Origin of the sequence: Pseudomonas sp. BMS12, from assembly GCF_001592875.1 — a bacterium.
Taxonomy (GTDB): Bacteria; Pseudomonadota; Gammaproteobacteria; order Pseudomonadales; family Pseudomonadaceae; genus Aquipseudomonas.
This window is the reverse complement of the sequence record NZ_LSOF01000018.1, coordinates 23050-44303: the sequence shown is the minus strand read 5'-3', so window position 1 is coordinate 44303 and position 21254 is coordinate 23050. Positions and strand designations below refer to the sequence as shown.

Sequence of the window (21254 nt, the reverse complement as noted above, 5' to 3'; positions counted from 1 at the left end):
TCAGTCACTTGGAAATCCTGGCACGCCGCCTGCTATGGCAGGCTCCGGTCAGCACAACGGCGTGTCTGCCACTCAACCGACAACGACGTCACGAAAGCCTCCGCTCTCTTTCAGAAGAGCCCGGCATCGTGGCGTTTTTTTTTGCGTTTTTTGGAGACCACCATGCACATGACCAAACTGTCCCTGCTGTCGTTCGCCGTGGCCTGCGCCACCTTCAGCCACGCCGCCAACGCAACCGAGGATTTCAGCAACCTGTTCACCCAGGGCAAGGCCAGCCTCGACGCCCGCTACCGCTTCGAGAACGTCGACCAGGAAAACGCCCTGCGCGACGCCCACGCCCAGACCCTGCGTACCCGCATCGGCCTGCAGAGCGGCAAGTGGTACGGCCTCTCGTCCCTGATCGAGGCAGACAACGTCAGCCGCATTGGCGATGCCGCCTACAACAGCACGCGCAATGGCCAGGGCAACTACGCCGTGGTCGCCGACCCGGACGGCAGCGAGATCAACCAGGCCCTGCTGCGCTACGACCACCAGTACGGCAGCGCCGTGCTCGGCCGCCAGCGCATCAACCTGGACAACCAGCGCTTCGTCGGCGGCGTGGCCTGGCGGCAGAACGAGCAGACCTACGACGGCGCCCTGGCCCAGCTCAAGCCCATCGAAGGCCTGACCCTGAGCTATGCCTACATCGACCAGGTCAACACCATCTTCGGCCCGGAAAACGGCCGCTACGACAACCGCAGCAACCCAGCCAACATCGACGGCCACAGCCACCTGATCAACGCCCAATACGTGTTCGCACCGCAGCTGACCGCCACTGCCTACAGCTACCTGCTTGACCTGGACAATCTGGCCATCAGCGCGGCCGCCGCCGAAGGCACGCTGTCCAGCCAGACCAGCGGCCTGCGCCTGAACGGGGTGATCTCCGGGTTCAGCTACGCCCTGGAATACGCTCGCCAGAGCGACTACGACGACAACCCGCAGGAACTGGACAGCGAGTACTACCTGGCGGAGCTGGGTTACATCCTCAAGGGCGTGCAGCTGAAGGCCGGCTATGAAGTACTGGGCGGCGACAACGGCCCGGGCAACCGTGCCTTCCAGACCCCGCTGGCGACCAAGCACGCCTTCCAGGGCTGGGCCGACGTGTTCCTCACCACCCCGGCCGACGGCATCGAAGACCTCTATTTCGGCGCCACCGCCCCACTGCTGGGCGGCACCCTGCAGGCGGTCTACCACGACTTCGCCACCGAGCAGGGCAGCGACGACTACGGCAGCGAGATCGACCTGTCCTATGCCCACCCGATTCCCGGGGTGAAGGGCCTGGTCGGCCTGGTCAAGTACGCCAGCTACAACTCGGAAGACGAGGCCCGCACCGCCGATACCGACAAGTTCTGGCTGCAGCTGCAGTACAGCTACTGAACCGAGCAGGCCTGACGGTAGCGCGGCCTCGGGCCGCGCTATCCGCCGCCCGCAGTCCTCCCTTTTACCGGCGCGCGGCAAGTTCGCGCGCCCCTGGAGCTCCCATGTTGAGTCGTATGATTTTTCTCCTGGGCTTCACCCTCTCCCTGCTCTGCCCACCCGCCACGGCGGCCATTGGCGATGCCGAGGCGATGAACCTGTCCGGCATGCAACGGATGCTCAGCCAGCGTATCGCCAAGAGCTACCTGATGATCGGAGCGCAGGTGCGCAGCGAACAGGCCATCGAACAGCTGGATCAGAGCGTGGCACGCTTCGAGAGCAACTTCCTGGCGCTGAGCGAATACGCCCCTGCCGGTGAAATCAGCGCCGCCCTCGGCCAGGTCGAGCAGACCTGGCAGGCCTACCGCGAACTGGCCCTGTCCCGCCCCGAACGGGAGCAGGCCGCACGCCTACTGCAACTCAGCGACCAGCTCCTGGCGCAGAGCGAAGCCGTGGTGCGCCTGATCGAAACCCATACCGGCAGCGCCGACGCGCGCCTGGTCAACCGCAGCGGGCGCCAGCGCATGCTCAGCCAGCGCATCGCCAAGCTGTATCTGGCGCTGAGCTGGGGGTTGCCCGTCGACGGCCTGGAGCAGCAGCTGCAACAGGCCACCGAGGAGTTCGAGACGGCTCAGCAGGAACTGCTGGCCGCCGAACAGAACACTCCGCAGATCGCCGCGGCCCTGAAGAAGGTCGACGCCCAATGGCGCTTCGCCCGCGCCGGCTTCAACCTGTCCGCCGACGCCCACTATGTGCCCACGGTGATCGCCACCACCACCGAGACCCTGCTCAAGCAGATGAACGAGCTGACCAGCGCCTATGAGCAGGTAATGCGGCAGAAAACCTGAAGATCTGTTTGCCCTGGGGATAGGCTGGAGACAGCCTTCACCCGGACGACTCAGTGCTTCTCCACGCCGTAGGCCTGCAACAGCGTCTGCAGGCGACCATCGGCACGGTAGCGGCGCAGGCCCTGCTCGAACAGTTCGGCATAGCGGGGGCTGTCTTTCAGGGCCGGAGAGAAGGCCAGGTAGATCGGCACGTCCGGCTCGCGGCAACCGGCCTCGCGCAGTTCGCCACTGCGCCCCAACGCCGCCAGCCGCGACTGCACCACCCAGCTGTTCTCGATCAGCGCGTCCAGGCGCCGATGCGCCAGCTTGCTCAGGTTGAGATCGAGCGCCTTGTCGCCAGACGCCACCTGCACCCGGTCGACATGACCGCGCTGCTCGGCCACGTAGGCATTGAGCGCCTCGCCATAGCTGTAGTCGTTGATCACCCCCAGGCGCACATCCGCCAGGGCCTCGATGCCGGTGAAATGCCAGGTGGAATCCTGACGGGTGTAGAAGCAGTTGCGCGACAGCGCCACCGGCGTCGGCGTGAAGATGAAATCGGGAGCATCCTCGACACCGGCCCCCACCGCCGCGTTGACCTCGCCGCGACGCACCTCCTGCAGCACGCGCGCCCAGTTGCGGGCTTCATAGCGCACCTCGATGCCGGCCTCGGCGAAGATCTCGCGCGCCAGTTCGACGAAGATGCCGGGGCGTGCCGAACCCGGCTCGCAGTTGATCGGGCACCAGATATCGGCCGCGATCACCAGCGTCTCGCCACGCGCCAGGCCGCTCAGGGCCAGACAGGCGAGCAACGACAGGATTCGAGCGGGGAGCGGCAGGCAACGGCGCAACTGCATGCGGCGACCTCAGATGGGGAACCGCAACAGTTGTACCACTCTCAGCCTTCGCTGCGCACTCTCTGCACCGCATCCAGCCAACCGGCGTAGAGCTTGCTGCGGTGACCATCGGCCATGCGCGGCACGAAACGCTGCTGGCGATGCCAGTGACTGGCGATCTCCTCCAGGCTGGAATACAGGCCCGCCTGCAGGCCGGCCAGGTAGGCCACACCGAGAGCGGTGGTCTCGGTTACCACCGGCCGCTCCACCGCCACACCGAGGATGTCGGCGAGGAATTGCATCACCCAGTTGTTGACCACCATGCCGCCATCGACACGCAGCGCGCTGGGCTCGGCAGCACCGTCCTGGCGCATGGCTTCGAGCAGATCGCGGGTCTGGTAGCACACCGCCTGCAGCCCGGCGGTGACGATTTCCTTGATCCCGGTGTCACGGGTCAGGCCGAAGATGGCGCCGCGCGCCTTGGGGTCCCAGTAGGGTGCACCGAGGCCGGTGAAGGCCGGCACCAGGTAGACGCCGCAGGCATCGCCCGTCTGCTCGGCGAGCAGTTCGGTATCGCGCGCATCGCTGATCAGCTTGATGCCGTCGCGCAGCCACTGCACCGCCGCACCGGCGACAAAGATGCTGCCCTCCACCGCGTAGGTGACCTTGCCGTTCAGCCGATAGCCCACCGTGGTGAGCAGACGGTTCTGCGACACCACTGGCGTGGCGCCGGTGTTCTGGATCATGAAGCAACCGGTGCCATAGGTACTCTTGACCATGCCCTCGTCGAAGCAGGCCTGACCGATCAGTGCCGCCTGCTGGTCGCCGGCCATGCCCAGCACCGGGATGCTGGCGCCGAGCAGCTCGGGGCTGGTGGCGCCGAACTCGGCGGCACAATCCAGCACCTCCGGCAGCAGGTTGCGCGGAATCTCGAACAGCTGCAGCAGCTCGTCGTCCCACTGCTGCTCGTGGATGTTGAACATCAGGGTGCGCGAGGCGTTGCTGGCATCGGTGCGATGCACCTTGCCGCCGCTCAGGCGCCACAGCAGGAAACTATCCACGGTGCCGAAACGCAGCTCGCCACGCTCGGCCCGCGCACGGGCGCCGGGCACCTGCTCGAGAATCCAGCGCAGCTTGGTGGCGGAAAAATAGGGGTCGATCAGTAGGCCGGTCTTCTGCGCGACCAGGGCCTCGTGGCCGGCGGCCTTGAGCCCGGCGCAGTAGTCGGCGGTGCGGCGGTCCTGCCAGACGATGGCCGGATGGATCGGCGTGCCGGTAGCGGCATCCCAGACGATGGTGGTCTCGCGCTGATTGGTGATGCCGATGGCCAGCACGTCCTCGGCCTTGAGGCCCTTGCTGGCCAGCACCTCACGGCAGACCGCCAGGGTGGTCAGCCAGATCTCCTCAGCGTCGTGCTCGACCCAGCCATCCTTGGGGAAATACTGCTTGAACTCACGCTGAGCACTGGCCAGCGGCAGGCCCTGGGCACTGAAGACGATGGCACGGGAACTGGTGGTGCCCTGGTCGATGGCAAGCAGGTATTGGGACATGCACGCTTCCTTATTGTTATGTCGAGTTTGAAAGGTAAGAACACGTTCGCGAGCAGCGCGCGCCTACCGTTACAGAGACTGGATCACTCCCGGCCGATGGCCGCGAAGCTGCCCTGGGTATGCTCGGCCAGCACCGCGGCCGCCAGTTCCACCTCCAGACCACGCCGCCCGGCGCTGACGTGGATGGTCGGGTACTGCCGGGCACTCTCATCGATGAAGGTACGCAGGCGTTTCTTCTGGCCCAGCGGGCTGATGCCGCCGACCAGATAACCGGTGCTGCGCTGCGCCTGCTGCGGGTCGGCCATGTCGGCTTTCTTCACCCCGGCGGCCTGAGCCAGGGCCTTGAGATCAAGCGTACCGGCAACCGGCACCACCGCCACCAGCAATTCGCCCTTCTCGGTGGCGGCGAGCAGGGTCTTGAACACCCGAGCCGGGTCCAGCCCCAGCTTTTCCGCGGCCTCCAGGCCATAGGAGGCAGACTTCGGGTCATGGTGATAGCTGAGGACCTTGTGCTCAGCCTTGGCTTTTTTCAGCAGATCGATGGCGGGAGTCATGTTCGAATGTGAAAATCAGCTGACGAAGTGGCGTACCTTAACGGAAAAAACCGCCTGGAGCAGTTTTTAACGTCGCACAACGACGGCCCGCTGGGTATCGCCATGGTTGGCAGAGTATAAAAGACGCGTCGTGACAGCACCTCGTATACTCCGCCAGCCAATAACAACAGCCATGCGATCAGCCTCCGTGAGGGTGGCCATAGCCGCGATGGACTTGTTTATCGCGACTGAAGTCGCCCCACACCCGGTCTTGGACAGCGCTACCAAGGAACGCCCATGAGCCTCCCGCCCCGCCAGCAGAGCATCCTCGAACGCGCCCGCGAGCGCGGCTATGTCAGCATCGACGAGCTGGCCCAGGCCTTCGCCGTCACCCCGCAGACCATTCGCCGCGACATCAACCAGTTGGCCGAACAGGGCCTGCTGCGGCGTACCCACGGCGGTGCGGCGAGCGAGACATCGAGCATCCAGAACACCGCCTACGCCATGCGTGCCGGGCAGATGCGCGACGAGAAACAGCGCATCGCCGAGGCCATCGCCGCCGCCATTCCCGACCACGCCTCGCTGTTCATCAGCATCGGCACCACCACCGAAGCCATCGCCCGCGCCCTGCTCGGCCACAAGCACCTCAAGGTGATCACCAACAACCTGCACGTGGCCGCGACCCTGGCCGACAAGGCCGACTTCGAGGTACTGGTCGCCGGCGGCAGCGTGCGCAGCGATGGCGGCGTGGTAGGCCAGGCAGCGGCCGACTTCATCCAGCAGTTCAAGGTCGACTTCGCCGTGATGGGCATCAGCGGCATCGACGAGGACGGCAGCCTGCTCGACTTCGACTATCAGGAAGTGCGCGTGTCCCAGGCCATCATCGACAACGCCCGCCAGGTACTGCTGGCCGCCGACTCCAGCAAGTTCGGGCGCAACGCCGTGGTACGCCTAGGCTCCATCGCCCTGGTCGACCATATCTACACCGACGCCCCGCCCTCCCCGGCAGTCGCCCGCCTGCTGCACGAACAGAAGATCCAGTTGCACCTGGTCTGAGCCCTGCCGCGCTCTCATCAAGAGAGGGCGGCCGCGGATAAAACCATCTCGATCTGACAAGCGAACCCCTTTCAGGCTGGAGAAAGCGAACGTATTCGGCTAGCATATTTTCACTTTCGAACATCATTACGTTCACATTACAACTCACGGTGCCCTCCATGCCGCTCAGCCAGACGCCTCCGCTTGCCGAAATCTATGACCTGGCCGTGATCGGCGGCGGCATCAATGGCGTCGGTATCGCGGCCGATGCCGCCGGGCGCGGGCTTTCGGTGTTCCTCTGCGAGCGCGACGACCTGGCCAGCCATACCTCTTCGGCCAGCAGCAAGCTGATCCACGGCGGCCTGCGCTATCTCGAGCACTACGAGTTCCGCCTGGTACGCGAGGCCCTGGCCGAACGCGAGGTGCTGCTGGCCAAGGCGCCACACATCGTCAAACCCATGCGTTTCATCCTGCCGCACCGCCCACACCTGCGTCCGGCCTGGATGATCCGCGCCGGCCTGTTTCTCTATGACCACCTCGGCAAGCGCGAGAAGCTGCCGGGCTCGAATGGCGTGCGCTTCGGCGCCGGCAGCCCGCTCAAGGCTGAAATCGCGCGCGGCTTCGAGTACTCCGACTGCTGGGTGGACGACGCCCGCCTGGTGGTGCTCAACGCCATGGCTGCCCGCGAGCGCCACGCACACATCCACACCCGTACCCGCTGCGTCAGCGCGCGGCGCAGCAAGGGCCTGTGGCACCTGCATCTGGAGCGCAGCGACGGCAGCCTGCTGTCCATCCGCGCGCGCGCCCTGGTCAACGCCGCCGGGCCCTGGGTCGCGCAGTTCCTGCAGGACGACCTGAAACAGAAGTCGCCCTACGGCATTCGCCTGATCCAGGGCAGCCACATCGTGGTGCCGCGCCTGCATGACGGCGAACAGGCCTACATCCTGCAGAACGAGGACCAGCGCATCGTCTTCGTGATCCCCTGGCTGGAGCGCTTCAGCCTGATCGGCACGACCGACCGTGAATATCAGGGCGACCCAGCCAAGGTGCGCATCAGCGACGAAGAGACCGACTACCTGCTGAAAGTGGTCAACGACCACTTCAAGCAACATCTGCAGCGCAGCGACATCCTGCACAGTTTTTCCGGGGTACGGCCGCTGTGTGACGACGAGTCCGACCAGCCCTCGGCGATCACCCGCGACTACACCCTGTCACTGGCCGGCGCACCGGGCGAGGCGCCGCTGCTGTCGGTGTTCGGCGGCAAACTGACCACCTACCGCAAGCTGGCCGAGTCGGCCATGGAACTGCTGGCCCCCAGCTTCCCGCACCTGTGCCCGGCCTGGACCGACAAGGCGCCACTGCCTGGCGGAGAGAACATGGGCGAGCGCGAGGCCCTGGTCGACAAGCTGATCGGCCGCTTCGGCTGGCTCGACCGCGAGCTGGCCCGACGCTGGGCCAGCACCTACGGCAGCCGCACCTGGCACATGCTGGACGGCATCCAGCGGCAGAGCGAGCTGGGCGAACACCTGGGCGCGGGCCTGTACAGCCGCGAAGTGGACTACCTGCGCCGCGAGGAGTGGGCCATGGAGGCCGAAGACATCCTCTGGCGCCGCACCAAGCTCGGCCTGTTCATGACCACCAGCCAGCAAGCCCGTCTGCGCAGCTACCTGCAACAGGACACGCCACAAGCCAGCGCCGCCGCCCTCTAAAGCACGCCCACAGAGCCACAGTCGACACCCAAACTGCTCGTGCTTCGGAGGAGGAGCGTGGCGGCCATCCGCCTTGGCCGCGACTCATGGCGCGCAGAAGCGTCGCGGCCAAGGCCCCTCCTACGGGCACTGAGCGCGGCCGACACCTAGTTGCGTGCTGCTGCATTTTGTAAGAGCGGGTGGGGCCCAGAGTGGCTTCGGGCTGCCTTTATCGCGGCTAAAGCCGCTCCCACAGACGAGGCGCTCCTGAGATCCATACCGTGCGCAGACCTGCTTTTGTGGGAGCGACTGGGCGGCATCCCGCTTCAGCCGCGATCACTCGCCAACTCGATAAGCAACTGGTCGCGGCTACAGACGCGAACGCACGTCCTGCACATCAGCGCTCTGGGCCAGCTGTGCATCCCGCATCCGCTGGTCGCGCAGGTACGGCAGCACGGCCGCCAGCAGGGGCTCCTTGAACGCCGCCTGGAAGCGATGGGCCAGGCCGGGAATCAGCCGTAGCTCGCTCCCCTTTATATGCGCGGCCACATGCACGCCGTGCATCGCCGGCAGTAAAGGGTCGGCGGTGCCATGCACCACCAGGGTCGGCACGCGCAGGCGGTTGAGCAACGGCACCCGGCTCGGCTCGGCGAGAATGGCGAGAATCTGCCGCTGCACACCTGCCGGGTTGTAGGCGCGGTCATAGCTGTGCGCGGCCTCCAGCAACAGCTGCGCACGGTCACTGCCCTGACGCGGGCTGCCCAGGGCCATGAGCAGGTCGGCCTGCTGCTCGATGGCAGCCTCACGATCAGGCGCCTCACGGCGCGCCAACTGCGCCAGCAATCGTGCATCGGGCGCCGGCAGGCCCGGCGCACTGGAGCTGGTCATCAGCAGGGTCAGGCTCTCCACGCGTTGCGGTGCCAGGTCGGCCAGGTGCTGGGCGATCATCCCGCCCATGCTGGCGCCCAGCACATGAAAGCGCTGAATGCCGAGGGCGTCCATCAGCCCCAGCGCATCACGCGCCATGTCGCGCAGGCCGTAGGGCGCCTCCACAGCCAGGCCCAGGCGATAACGCAGCAGCTCGTAGGTCAGGCTCACGGTCGGTGCCTCATCGCGCCAGACGGACAGGCCGACATCGCGGTTGTCGAAGCGGATCACCCGAAAACCCTGCTGACACAGGCTCGCCACCACTTCGTCCGGCCAGTGGATCAACTGCCCGCCAAGGCCCATCACCAGCAGCAACGCCGGGTCGCTGGCACGGCCGATGCTCTGGTAGGCCAGACGCACCTCCCCCACCGTCGCCATGGCGGTCGGCACCTGGATATCGCAGCGGGAAGCCGCAAAGGAAGGCAGGCCACACAAGAGTGCGGCCAGCAATAAGAAAGCACGCATTACGCAAACACCTAAAACGCAGAACCCCAGTCAAGCGCGAGTCTGCGGATGTTTGTTCGCGGCCGCTGCCACAGTTCGATGACAATTTGATGAAGCACGCCGAACGGTCGTGACGCTAGCTTCAGCGCGGCGTCTGCGCCGCCTGCCGACGCGGCCAGACCAGGCTGAAGCGCGCGCCGCCCAGCTCGGCACTGCGCCCGACATGGGCGCGACCGGCGTGCCAGTAGATGATTCGCCGCACGATGGACAGGCCAAGGCCGTGCCCGCCCGAGGCGCGGGTGCGACTGTCGTCCAGACGCAGGAACGGCGTGAAGACACGCTCCCAGGCATCCTCCGGCACGCCGGGACCGTCATCCTCGACATCCACCCGGCAGCGCTTGTGGCCGATCTGATAGGTCAGCCGCACCCGCGACTCGGCGTGGCGCATGGCGTTGCTCAGCAGATTCTGCAGGGCGCGATGCAGGTAGCGCGGCTCCGCCTCGACCAGCACCTCGCCGTGTGGTCCATCCTGGCAGGGGCCGCGCTCGACACGGATGCTCGCACGCAGCGGCGCCAGCTCGCCAATCACCTGATCGACCAGCGCGCAGAGGTCGATCTTCTGATAGTTCAGCTCCGGCGATCCCTGTTCCAGGCGGGCATAGACCAGCATCTCGTCGACCAGCTTGTCCAGTTCCTGGATATCGCCATCCATGCCGTCCATGTACTTGCGCCGCGCCTCGTCGCTCGGCGCATCCTCGATCATCTCCAGGCCGAAGCGCAGCCGCGCCACCGGCGTGCGCAATTCGTGGGACACCGCTCGCACCATCTCGCGCTGCACGTTGAGCAGGCGTTGCAACTGCTCGGCCATGGCGTTGAAGGTGGTGGCCAGGCGCCCCACCGAGTCGGCGCCGAGGGTCGGTGCACGGGCATCCAGACGACCGCCGGCAATGTGCGCCGCAGCATCCTCCAGCCCCTGCAGGCGGCGCTCCAGGCGCCGCACCAGCAGATAGAGGATCAGCCCGGTAAGGCTCAGACCGAGGGCGCCGATCAACACCAGCAACTCGGTCGGATAAGGGTTCATCTGCTGGATCGGGCCGACCTCCAGCACCCAGGGCGTGCTGACCATGCCGGCGATCACGCGAATCGAGTCGCCCTCCTTGCCCAGCGCCAGCACGGTGTCACCCTCGTCCACCCGGCGCTGCTGGTCCTCGTCCAGGTCGACCTTCTCCAGCACCACCAGGCGCAGGGAAAAACCGAACTGCTTCTCTTCCTTCAGCTCCGCCAGGCGCCGGGGCTGCTCGGCGATCGGGTAGCGCACCAGCTCGTCCATCAGCAGGAATACCGTGGCCCGCGCCAGTTGCTCGCTGATCTGCTCCACCTCGGTGGTCAGCACCTGAGGCTCGTCGGGGATCTGCACATACACCCGCGCCGCGTGTGGCCCGGTCTGCTCGACCAGCACCTGGCCGCGCTGCAGGCGACCACGGGCACGGCCATCCAGCGGCAGGCCTGCCACGGCCTGCAGCTCCAGCGGCACGCCAAGCAGGCGGCTCCAGGTAATCAGGGCGCGGCGCCGATCGAGTTGATCCATGTGCTGCAGGTTGTCCGCCATCAGGCGAAAGGTGCCGCGCGCCAGCTTCTCGCGGTACTGGTCGCTGCGCACCTCGTTGGTCAGCTGCAGGGCGCCGACGCCAAGCAGCGCGACCAGCACCAGCGCGGCAATGATGCCGCCGTAGATACGCAGGAAGATCGTGTTCATTGCAGCTCTGCAGCGGCCTCGGCGACGAACAGGTAGCCCTTGCTGCGCACGGTCTTGATCAGGCGCGGGTGCATCGGGTCGTCGCCGATCTTCGGACGGATGCGCGAGATGCGCACGTCGATGGAGCGGTCCTGGCCGTCGTACTCGATGCCGCGCAGGGCGGTGAAGATTTCCTCGCGGGAGAGGATGCGCCCGGCGTTGACCGCCAGCAGCCAGAGCAGGTCGAACTCGGCGCTGGTCAGCTCGATGCCTTCGCCACGCAGCCAGGCCTCGCGCATGGCGCTGTCGATCACCAGCTGGCCGAACTCCAGGCGACGCTGCTGGCCCTCGACCGGTGCGTCGGCACCCTCGCTGCGTCGCAACAGGGCACGGATGCGCGCCAGCAGCACGCGCGGGCGCACCGGCTTGCACACATAGTCATCGGCGCCCATTTCCAGGCCGAGCACCTCGTCCATGTCGTCGGTGCGCGCGGTTAGCATCAGGATCGGCCCCTCGTAACGACCACGCACCTTGCGGCAGATGGACAGACCATCCTCACCCGGCAACATCAGGTCGAGCACCACCAGGTCCGGCTGCTCACGCAGGATACGCGCCACGGCACTGCCGCCATCCGATTCGATGGCCACCTTCAGGCCATGGCTCTCCAGGTATTCGCGGGTCAGTTCGGCCAGTCGCTGATCGTCTTCGACAATCAGGATTTGCGCTTCTTGTTCCAACTTCGGCTCCTTCAACTGTGCCTGCCGCGGCCGTTCAGCCAGCCCGGCATTCTAGCAATCGAACCCCGGTTGCACAGCTCATTCCACTGGACAGGCCAACCACTATATGTTGTGGCTATGGCCATAAGCGACCCAGGCATTTTCCGCCTCGGACGCCGCCAGCGAACGGCGACGAACGGTATAAGCCAGCAATCACGCAGCCTGCGCCGGCTTCAGCCATTTCACCCACAATCCACCCACAATTTATCCACAGGTTATACCCGGCAAGTCACCTTGCATTGCCCCCAACAGCGCATTATCTTGTATCCCCACAGCGCCAACCCACTACATGTTGGGTTTAGGCCAGACCACCGGACACTAGAAGAATGAATGTCGAGATGGCCCTTTCGTTGGCCGCCCCCGGTGAGTCGCAACCTGTTTCACACCGGCCCGGCCTCATCCGCCGAGCCTCGCACCAGGGCCGTAATGGTTGTCTGCCCGGGCGATAGCGGTTGTAGCTCCAGATGGAGCACACCACTAGGTATTGTGGTCACGGTTTTGCATAGGCCGTGATGTTTGACTTGGGCCATGGAGGCGCTTGAGTCCGCGCACCCTGCCTTGTTGTAGCAAGTAGTACACGCACGCCTGACCTTCCCGGAGGTTCCAGCGGCGTGGCTGGTTTGAAACGTAATTCGTAATAAAGCTGTGGCCGTTGGTCTGGCGGAACACTCCCCGCCAATCGATGCCCTACTAATAAATGGAGACGGGAGACCCCCATGCAGATCGACACAACTCGCGAGAACCCGCAGGCCGTTGCGCCGCAGGCGGCCGATGCCGGCCAGGACCTGAACGCCACCGCCCCCGGCCAGCTGCGTGTGATCAAGCGCAACGGCACCGTGGTGCCGTACACCGACGACAAGATCACCGTCGCCATCACCAAGGCCTTTCTCGCAGTTGAAGGCGGCAGCGCTGCCGCCTCGTCGCGCATCCACGACACCGTTGCCCGTCTGACCGAACAGGTCACCGCGACCTTCAAGCGTCGCATGCCCTCCGGCGGCACCATCCATATCGAAGAGATCCAGGACCAGGTCGAACTGGCCCTGATGCGCGCCGGCGAGCAGAAGGTCGCCCGCGACTACGTGATCTACCGCGAAGCCCAGGCCACCAAGCGCAAGAACGCCAGCCCCGCCAGCGACATTGCCGAGCCGCACCCGAGCATCCGCGTGACCAAGGCCGACGGCAGCCTGCAGCCGCTGGACATGGGCCGCCTGCAGACCATCATCCGCGAAGCCTGCGAAGGCCTGGCCGAAGTCGATGGCGAGCTGATCGAGCGCGAAACCCTGAAGAACCTGTACGACGGCGTGGCCGAGAAGGACGTCAACACCGCCCTGGTGATGACCGCCCGTACCCTGGTCGAGCGCGAGCCGAACTACTCCTACGTCACCGCCCGCCTGCTGATGGACAACATCCGCGCCGAAGCGCTGACCTTCCTCGGCATCGCCAGCAGCGCCACCCACCACGAAATGGCCGACCTGTACGCCAAGGCCCTGCCGGCCTACGTGGAAAAAGGTGCCGAATACGAGCTGCTCGACGCCAAGCTGAAAGAATACGACCTGGAAAAACTGGGCCGCGCCATCAACCACGAGCGCGACCAGCAGTTCACCTACCTGGGCCTGCAGACCCTGTTCGACCGCTACTTCATCCACAAGGACGGCATCCGCTTCGAACTGCCGCAGGTGTTCTTCATGCGCGTGGCCATGGGCCTGGCCATCGAAGAGCCGAAGAACCGCGAAGAGCGCGCCATCGAGTTCTACAACCTGCTGTCCTCGTTCGACTACATGGCGTCGACCCCGACCCTGTTCAACGCCGGCACCCTGCGTCCGCAGCTGTCCTCGTGCTACCTGACCACCGTGCCGGACGACCTGTCGGGCATCTACGGCGCCATCCACGACAACGCCATGCTGTCGAAATTCGCCGGCGGCCTGGGCAACGACTGGACGCCGGTGCGCGCGCTGGGCTCCTACATCAAGGGCACCAACGGCAAATCCCAGGGCGTCGTGCCCTTCCTGAAAGTGGTCAACGACACCGCCGTGGCCGTGAACCAGGGCGGCAAGCGCAAAGGCGCCGTCTGTGCCTACCTGGAAACCTGGCACCTGGACATCGAGGAATTCCTCGAACTGCGCAAAAACACCGGTGACGACCGTCGCCGCACCCACGACATGAACACCGCGAACTGGATTCCCGACCTGTTCATGAAGCGCGTGTTCGACGACGGCCAGTGGACCCTGTTCAGCCCGTCCGAAGTACCGGACCTGCACGACCTGACCGGCAAGGCCTTCGAAGAGCGCTACGAGTACTACGAAGCCCTGGCTGGCTACGGCAAGATCAAGGTCTACAAGACCATCGCCGCCAAGGACCTGTGGCGCAAGATGCTGTCCATGCTGTTCGAAACCGGCCACCCGTGGCTGACCTTCAAGGACCCGTGCAACCTGCGCAGCCCGCAGCAGCACGTGGGCGTCGTGCACAGCTCCAACCTGTGCACCGAGATCACCCTGAACACCAACAAAGACGAGATCGCAGTCTGCAACCTGGGCTCGATCAACCTGGTCAACCACATCGTCGACGGCAAGCTGGACACCGAGAAACTCGGCCGCACCGTGAAGACCGCCGTGCGCATGCTCGATAACGTCATCGACATCAACTACTACTCGGTACCGCAGGCGCGCAACTCCAACCTCAAGCACCGTCCGGTCGGCCTCGGCCTGATGGGCTTCCAGGACGCCCTGTACCTGCAGCACATCGCCTACGGCTCCGACGCGGCCATCGAGTTCGCCGACAAGTCGATGGAAGCGATCAGCTACTACGCCATCCAGGCTTCCTGTGACCTGGCCGACGAGCGCGGCAGCTACAGCACCTTCGACGGCTCGCTGTGGTCCAAGGGCATCCTGCCGCTGGACTCCCAGCAGATCCTGATCGAGGCGCGTGGCCAGAAGTACATCGACGTCGACCTGTCCGAGTCGCTGGACTGGGCCCCGATCCGCGAGCGCGTGAAGAAAGGCATCCGCAACTCCAACATCATGGCCATCGCGCCGACCGCGACTATCTCCAACATCATTGGCGTGTCGCAGTCGATCGAGCCGACTTACCAGAACCTGTACGTGAAATCGAACCTCTCCGGCGAGTTCACCGTGATCAACCCCTACCTGGTTCGCGACCTGAAGAACCGCGGCCTGTGGGACAGCGTCATGGTCAACGACCTGAAGTACTACGACGGCTCCGTGCAGCAGATCGAGCGCATCCCGCAGGACCTCAAGGACCTGTACGCCACCGCGTTCGAAGTGGAAACCAAGTGGATCGTCGACGCCGCCAGCCGCCGCCAGAAGTGGATCGACCAGGCGCAGTCGCTGAACCTGTACATCGCCGGCGCCTCGGGCAAGAAGCTGGACGTGACCTACCGCATGGCCTGGTACCGTGGTCTGAAAACCACCTACTACCTCCGTGCCCTGGCCGCCACCAGCACCGAGAAATCCACCATCAACACCGGCAAGCTCAACGCCGTGTCCAGTGGTGCGATCGACGAAGGCAACTTCGCTGCTCCGGCAGCGGTGCCGCAGGCCTGCTCCATCGATAACCCCGACTGCGAAGCTTGTCAGTAAGTCGCGGCCCGCAGAGCGGACCTCGCGTTGTTGCCCGGCAGGGCGGCCCCCATCACGTGCTACAGCACGCTCAGGGGCTCCACCCTACCGGGCGCCTAGCGCTGCCTCGCTCTGCAAACCGCTCGCACCGAGTTGCCAACAGTAAAAGCTGAAAGCAACTCGGCTTCCCTTCGGGTCCGGGGCACAGCCCCCAAGAACATCTCCCCTCGCCCGCCTTGCGGGCCTGGGTGCCACCGACGGGTGGCAGGGTTTAACCCTTGCGTGCAGATCGCAACGGAACATAATCAGAATTACTGGACATTCATACAGGTCGCCCAATTGCGGCCATGAGAACCAAGCAGGAGACCACCATGCTCAGCTGGGACGAATTCGATAAGGAAGACACCACCGAAGCGGCTGCCAAGCCTGCCGCTGCCGTCGTGGCCGCCGCGGCCGACAAGCTCGACGACGAAGCCGCCGGCTCCGTCGAGCAGGCCCGCGCCGTCGATGCCAACGACTCCGACGCCATCGCCCGCGCCAAGAAGGCGCTGAACGACCTGGACATCCAGGAAGGCCTCGACGACCTGGAAGGCGCCAGCGCCCGCGTCCACGTCGGCGACAAGCAGATGATCAACGCCCGCGCCGACCTCAACCAGCTCGTACCCTTCAAGTACGACTGGGCCTGGCAGAAGTATCTGGATGGTTGCGCCAACCACTGGATGCCGCAGGAAGTGAACATGAACGCCGACATTGCCCTGTGGAAGAGCAAGGACGGCCTGTCCGAGGACGAGCGCCGCATCGTCATGCGCAACCTCGGCTTCTTCTCCACCGCCGACAGCCTGGTTGCCAACAACCTGGTGCTGGCCGTGTACCGCCTGATCACCAACCCCGAGTGCCGCCAGTACATCCTGCGCCAGGCCTTCGAGGAAGCGATCCACACCCACGCCTACCAGTACTGCATCGAGTCGCTGGGCATGGATGAAGGCGAGATCTTCAACATGTACCACGAGATTCCTTCGGTCGCGAAGAAAGCCTCTTGGGGCCTGAAGTACACCCGCTCGATCTCCGACCCGCAGTTCCAGACCGGCACCCCGGAGACCGACCGCCAGTTCCTGCGCAACCTGATCGCCTACTACTGCGTACTGGAAGGCATCTTCTTCTACTGCGGCTTCACCCAGATCCTCTCCATGGGCCGCCGCAACAAGATGACCGGCACCGCCGAACAGTTCCAGTACATCCTGCGCGACGAGTCCATGCACCTGAACTTCGGTATCGACGTGATCAACCAGATCAAGATCGAGAACCCGCATCTGTGGGACGCCCAGATGAAGGACGAAGCGACCCAGATGATCCTGCAGGGCACCCAGCTGGAGATCGAATACGCGCGTGACACCATGCCGCGCGGCGTGCTGGGCATGAACGCGGCGATGATGGAGGACTACCTGAAGTTCATCGCCAACCGTCGTCTGACGCAGATCGGCCTGAAAGAAGAGTACCCGGGCGCGACCAACCCGTTCCCGTGGATGAGCGAGATCATGGACCTGAAGAAGGAGAAGAACTTCTTCGAGACGCGTGTGATTGAGTATCAGACTGGTGGTGCTCTGAGCTGGGATTAAAAATAAGGCCGCTCAAAATCGCTAGACCGTGAAAGTTTCTCACTAAGCGTGAAACGGATGCACCAAAAAGGGGCTGCCACAGGGCAGTCCCTTTAAGTGAGTTGAATCGAAACAACCTCATTAGCGCTCAGCTAGTTCGACTTGAACTGCATTAATCTCTACCATTCGCGCCCAAACTCGGATGCCGAATAAAGCTCATGACCTTACCCCGCATTGATGTAGTGGATCTTTTCTGTGGTGTTGGAGGCCTAACCGCAGGGCTTCGACAAGCAGGCCTGAGCGTCCATGCCGGCTACGATATAGACGAAAATTGCCGCTATGCCTACGAGAAGAACAATGGTGCCAGCTTCGTATGCAAAAGCGTCGAAGATTTGTCAGTCGAGGAGGTCTCCTCTTGGTACAGATCGGGGTCCATCAAGCTATTAGCTGGTTGCGCACCATGCCAACCCTTTTCTAGCTACAACCAAGGGCGTGACACTCGCAGCGATCGTAAGTGGCCTTTGCTCTACGCCTTCAAAAGGCTGATTGAGGGTATCAAACCAGAACTGGTCACAATGGAAAACGTGCCGGATGTGACCAAGCATGAGGTCTACCATGACTTCGTAGCAGCGCTCGAAGCGCTCGACTACAGAGTATGGGCTGGTAAAGTCACTTGCATTGAGTACGGCCTTCCCCAACACCGAAAACGCCATGTGCTACTGGCCTCACGATTGGGTGATGTGAACCTCATCCAAAAGACCCATCTAGGCGAACCTGTGAAGGTCCAGGATGCAATCGGCCACCTACCCAAGATCTCGGCCGGTGAATGCCACACGCTTGACCCTCTTCATCGAGCTGCGGCGCTATCTCACCTCAACCTGAAACGCATCATTCACTCGAAGCCAGGCGGCACCTGGAGAGACTGGCCAGAACATCTGGTAGCGGATTGTCATCGAAAGTCGAGCGGTAGAACCTATCCAAGTGTCTACGGACGTATGCGCTGGGAGGAACCAGCTCCAACCATGACCACTCTATGCTACGGCTTCGGGAACGGGAGATTCGGACACCCGGATCAGAATCGGGCTATCTCTCTTCGTGAGGCCGCGATCCTGCAATCCTTTCCCCTGGACTATGAGTTCATGCCTACTGAAAAAATAAACTTTCGCACTATTGGACGAATGATCGGAAACGCCGTCCCGGTTCGCTTGGGAGAAGTCATCGGAGAGAGTTTACGCCAGCATGTTGAACAGGCTCATCAAGCCTGAACGAATGCAGCAAAAGCTGGTCAAGCTCGTCCACCAGTTTGGTTTCGCACGCCCACACGATTACGACTCTCCAGCCTGACTCCCGAAGCGAGTCGACACTTCGCTGATCCCGCTCGACATTGGCCATGAATTTCGGCAACCAATAGTTCTGCCGAGATTGAGGTGTCGTCGTGTATCGGCATCCTGGATGCCGGTGCCAGAAGCAGCCGTGCACGAAGATAACAGTTCGAAATCGTGGTAAGACTATATCGGGCGAACCTGGAAGATCCTTGCGATGCAGTCGGAAACGAAAACCCAGGCGATGTAGCGAGCGTCGAACTACGAGTTCGGGAGTTGTGTGCTCTCGCCTGACCGACCGCATAATCTCGCTTCGATCCACCACCTCACCTCTCAGACTCGAGTAACGACTCCCGTGGAGACCAAAGCATCCAGATGTCGATGCAGCTTGTCTGGAACGTGCCCATCTTTGATCAACACCCCCGCTTCCATGTTGCGCTCCATGGCGAAGCCAGTAAGGTTAGCGCTGGTGATGAAACAAATTTGGCCATCTGCGACAGCGACCTTTGCATGGACGCTACCGTTTTTGAACGACTCCGCCTTCTCCTTCCAAACATAGAACTTGGCATCCGGTAGGATGCTGCGCAAATTTGCTATCGCGTCAATACTGACCTTACCACCGTGAATACTTGGGAGTTCGAGCAGGAACTCGACCATCACCTTACGCCCCATCGCAGCGAGTAAAGCGGCTATCACGGACTCAACATCGTAGGCCACATAACTTGTGATGAAGAGCCGTTCCTTCGCCGCCTCGATAACCTGGATCAGCACCTGTTCGGTGAGACGAGTCGGTACTGAATCCGTCCTGGGCCCCGTCCACACCAACTCGACACTTTGTCGCAGCTCGCAAGCCCGATACGCATGTCCAGCCGCCAGCAGCATCCCAGCGAGCTGTTCGGCGGGTATCGGGTTCTCCGACCAGGCACTGGTCAAATCATTGAGTGCCTTTCTCGACCTATTGCCCGTAACGCCAATAGACTCCCTGAACAATCCGGCCTGGTCGGCCTGCATACTTTTTAAACTGACGGCGATCGCTGACAACCTCTCAACAGAAAGCTCAGAAACCAACTGAGAGATAGCATCGAATAGCGCCTTCATCTCAAAAGCTCTTGAAGTAAGCGGCATCAGCGTTTTTGACTGTCTCCACTACCATTGCTCTGTCCAAGTAACCGTTGCCACGCTCGCAAGATGTTTCGGGAACTAAAGAACAGGCGTGACAGGCAGCCCCATGCAGCTTCCCATCCTTCTGAGGGTCGTGCTCGGAACAGAGCGGATCTGAGGAGCAAATCCGCGCGCGACGCAACGCCTGGACAAGCAATCGCTCAAGATTCTCAGGTTTTCCTAGCTCTACAAGCCCCCCAAGGGTTCCATCTGAGTCAGCAGCAGCGGTGTAAATGATGATTCCAGCCTGGTTATCCTCTCCTGTAGCTGATGCATAAACTCGCTCACGAATGCTTGCAGCGTTGTAACCACACTCAAGAGCCATTTCACGTATTAGTAGATGGGCAAGTGTGTGCAATAGAACGTACCGCGCTCCTGGGTACCCCTCATCAGGAGCAGCGATCCGGCGCTTTGTCCGCCACAAGCGATGGCCGAGGAGGAGTCGCTGGTTTAACGCTAACACCGCTGGGCGCGACTCCCACTCGGCAATCGATTGCTCATCAAACTGAATAAAGATGCCTTCACCATGTACCTGGTTCGCAGGTACCCATTCAGGCTTATGACTAGATAGCGGAGCCTTGCCTAGACCCGTATCCGGATCGCCGCCAACATCTTGCGCCTCGACTCGAGTGAAACCGATGAGCGCATTTACCTCTCGCAAACGCTTAAGCAGCAAAACTCTTGCGATACGCCCCTCGAACCCATAAGGGGCGTTCACTGTTTCAGACATGAAGTGGGGGTAATCGTTGACAGGATTAGGATCTGTTAGCACCTGCCACTCAGGCCCTTTAATATCGTCCTCGTTAACAGAATCTTCACTTCCCTCAATTCGCGATTGAATTGCAGTCCAGATCGACTCCACAGAGTGCTTCTCGATCCCCAGAAGATCTCCGGATTTTTTCAGCGTTTTCACCACAAAGGCCAATTCCTCCGACGACTCCACATCGAGAAAGAATTTCCATCCGTCTTCAACCAACTGCCCAAGAGAGTCCTTGGCCTGCGGAATAGCTAAAGCCGATATCGAAATAGGGAACCAAGTATTGGTCGCCCCCAGGAGAACTGCCCTAGGCTCAGCATCGCATTCACCATCGAAGGCATTCAAATGGGGATGGCGACCACGGCATCCTGGCAAGTTCTCCTTGCCCATACTTCCAAACGCATGGGCCATGCTCTTCGCCAAGCCGCAATCGTCGCATTTAACCCAGAGGTTCTCGGTTTGTAACGAGGCACCGCTTTCGAAGAAGCGCAAGGTACCTCTGCAAGAATGAGGGCCGCTATGCACGAACCACAGCCAAGGAAAATCATCCAAATGACCATTCTTGCATGCCAACAGAAAACGAGCCGGCACCGCATCAGCATCCTTCGGCGGCTGGTCCCCTTTTGAACCCTTGCACCCTTTGTGTACGAAACGAGTAGCCTCAGGCCTATAGCGATTCTCTTTCAATTCGAATAGGCCACTGTCGAATGGGGCGAGCATTCCGCATTTGACGCAACGTAACCAGCGTGGAAATGGCTTCACCGGCACCCCGACATAGGCCTCCGCCGAAGTCGGGTCGATCACCTCACTCTTGCTGAACGGAGGCAGGCGCAGCGACTGTACTTGTGGTCCCAGTGCTTTCTGTACCGCAGCGAGAAGTCGTTTTTCCTGGACTGGCAAGCATCGATCTTGCTCCCAAGAATCTATACCCATGGTGACGACGGAAATGTTCGGCAAATCGATCAATGCCCCAGGACCGTATGTCCACAACAGTTGGCTCGGACGCACCGAGCCTACAGGCGCTCTTTGTTTAGACAT

Annotated in this window: 16 protein-coding genes; 7 read left to right on the top strand and 9 right to left on the bottom strand. The window is 62.6% G+C overall.

The window, feature by feature from the left end; all coding sequences use genetic code 11:
- The first annotated feature begins 162 nt into the window (after nt 1-162).
- Both AYB31_RS16860 and AYB31_RS16855 read left to right on the top strand, forming a co-directional pair.
- Complete coding sequence (locus tag AYB31_RS16860) at nt 163-1416, top strand: alginate export family protein (protein WP_082805336.1); 1254 nt, start codon at nt 163-165, stop codon at nt 1414-1416.
- Nucleotides 1417-1520: 104 nt separating this feature from the next.
- Entirely contained in the window at nt 1521-2303 is a 783-nt protein-coding gene (locus tag AYB31_RS16855) for a type IV pili methyl-accepting chemotaxis transducer N-terminal domain-containing protein (RefSeq protein ID WP_068829871.1), read from the top strand.
- A gap of 50 nt (nt 2304-2353) precedes the next feature.
- On the opposite strand, the gene AYB31_RS16850 is transcribed toward AYB31_RS16855, so the two are convergent.
- The 3 genes from AYB31_RS16850 to ybaK form a co-directional block, all read right to left on the bottom strand.
- Nucleotides 2354-3139, bottom strand: a complete 786-nt coding sequence (locus AYB31_RS16850) for a substrate-binding periplasmic protein (protein WP_068829870.1) — start codon at nt 3137-3139, stop codon at nt 2354-2356.
- A gap of 41 nt (nt 3140-3180) precedes the next feature.
- Entirely contained in the window at nt 3181-4668 is a 1488-nt protein-coding gene (gene glpK, locus AYB31_RS16845; protein WP_068829869.1) for a glycerol kinase GlpK, read from the bottom strand.
- An 83-nt stretch (nt 4669-4751) separates the two neighbouring features.
- The gene (gene ybaK / locus AYB31_RS16840; RefSeq protein ID WP_068829868.1) at nt 4752-5222 is read right to left on the bottom strand and encodes a Cys-tRNA(Pro) deacylase; all 471 of its coding nucleotides are present in this window, start codon (nt 5220-5222) and stop codon (nt 4752-4754) included.
- Nucleotides 5223-5498: 276 nt separating this feature from the next.
- Here ybaK and AYB31_RS16835 point away from each other — a divergent pair, with 276 nt between their 5' ends.
- The gene (locus tag AYB31_RS16835; protein WP_068829867.1) at nt 5499-6257 is read left to right on the top strand and encodes a DeoR family transcriptional regulator; all 759 of its coding nucleotides are present in this window, start codon (nt 5499-5501) and stop codon (nt 6255-6257) included.
- A gap of 158 nt (nt 6258-6415) precedes the next feature.
- A complete protein-coding gene (glpD, locus tag AYB31_RS16830) occupies nt 6416-7945 on the top strand; it encodes a glycerol-3-phosphate dehydrogenase (protein WP_068829866.1) in 1530 nt (509 codons plus the stop codon).
- A gap of 348 nt (nt 7946-8293) precedes the next feature.
- Here glpD and AYB31_RS16825 read toward each other — a convergent pair whose 3' ends face one another.
- From AYB31_RS16825 to AYB31_RS16815, 3 genes are all read right to left on the bottom strand, one after another.
- Nucleotides 8294-9316 carry an alpha/beta fold hydrolase gene (locus AYB31_RS16825; protein ID WP_068829865.1) on the bottom strand — a complete coding sequence of 341 codons (1023 nt, stop codon included), beginning with the start codon at nt 9314-9316 and terminating at the stop codon, nt 8294-8296.
- A 121-nt stretch (nt 9317-9437) separates the two neighbouring features.
- On the bottom strand, nt 9438-11051 hold the full coding sequence (locus AYB31_RS16820) for an ATP-binding protein (RefSeq protein WP_068829864.1): 1614 nt from the start codon (nt 11049-11051) through the stop codon (nt 9438-9440).
- Nucleotides 11048-11767: a response regulator gene (locus AYB31_RS16815; protein WP_068829863.1), complete on the bottom strand. Its 720-nt coding sequence runs from the start codon at nt 11765-11767 to the stop codon at nt 11048-11050. The genes AYB31_RS16820 and AYB31_RS16815 overlap by 4 nt, the downstream gene beginning before the upstream one ends.
- Before the next feature lie 755 nt (nt 11768-12522).
- On the opposite strand from AYB31_RS16815, the gene AYB31_RS16810 reads away from it, so the two are divergent.
- The 3 genes from AYB31_RS16810 to AYB31_RS16800 all read left to right on the top strand — a co-directional run bounded on the left by AYB31_RS16810 (nt 12523) and on the right by AYB31_RS16800 (nt 18241).
- On the top strand, nt 12523-15402 hold the full coding sequence (locus tag AYB31_RS16810) for a ribonucleoside-diphosphate reductase subunit alpha (RefSeq protein WP_068829862.1): 2880 nt from the start codon (nt 12523-12525) through the stop codon (nt 15400-15402).
- Nucleotides 15403-15752: 350 nt separating this feature from the next.
- Nucleotides 15753-16997, top strand: coding sequence for a ribonucleotide-diphosphate reductase subunit beta (locus AYB31_RS16805; protein ID WP_068829861.1), 1245 nt, complete (start codon nt 15753-15755; stop codon nt 16995-16997).
- A gap of 197 nt (nt 16998-17194) precedes the next feature.
- Nucleotides 17195-18241: a DNA cytosine methyltransferase gene (locus tag AYB31_RS16800; RefSeq protein ID WP_068829860.1), complete on the top strand. Its 1047-nt coding sequence runs from the start codon at nt 17195-17197 to the stop codon at nt 18239-18241.
- Here AYB31_RS16800 and AYB31_RS21200 read toward each other — a convergent pair.
- From AYB31_RS21200 to drmB, 3 genes are read right to left on the bottom strand one after another with little or no spacing between them, the layout of a single operon-like run.
- On the bottom strand, nt 18192-18620 hold the full coding sequence (locus AYB31_RS21200; protein WP_269085716.1) for a very short patch repair endonuclease: 429 nt from the start codon (nt 18618-18620) through the stop codon (nt 18192-18194). The genes AYB31_RS16800 and AYB31_RS21200 overlap by 50 nt on opposite strands.
- Before the next feature lie 11 nt (nt 18621-18631).
- Nucleotides 18632-19396, bottom strand: coding sequence for a DISARM system phospholipase D-like protein DrmC (gene drmC / locus AYB31_RS16795; RefSeq protein ID WP_068829859.1), 765 nt, complete (start codon nt 19394-19396; stop codon nt 18632-18634).
- 1 nt (nt 19397) lies between these two features.
- Nucleotides 19398-21254: a DUF1998 domain-containing protein gene (drmB, locus tag AYB31_RS16790; RefSeq protein ID WP_068829858.1), complete on the bottom strand. Its 1857-nt coding sequence runs from the start codon at nt 21252-21254 to the stop codon at nt 19398-19400.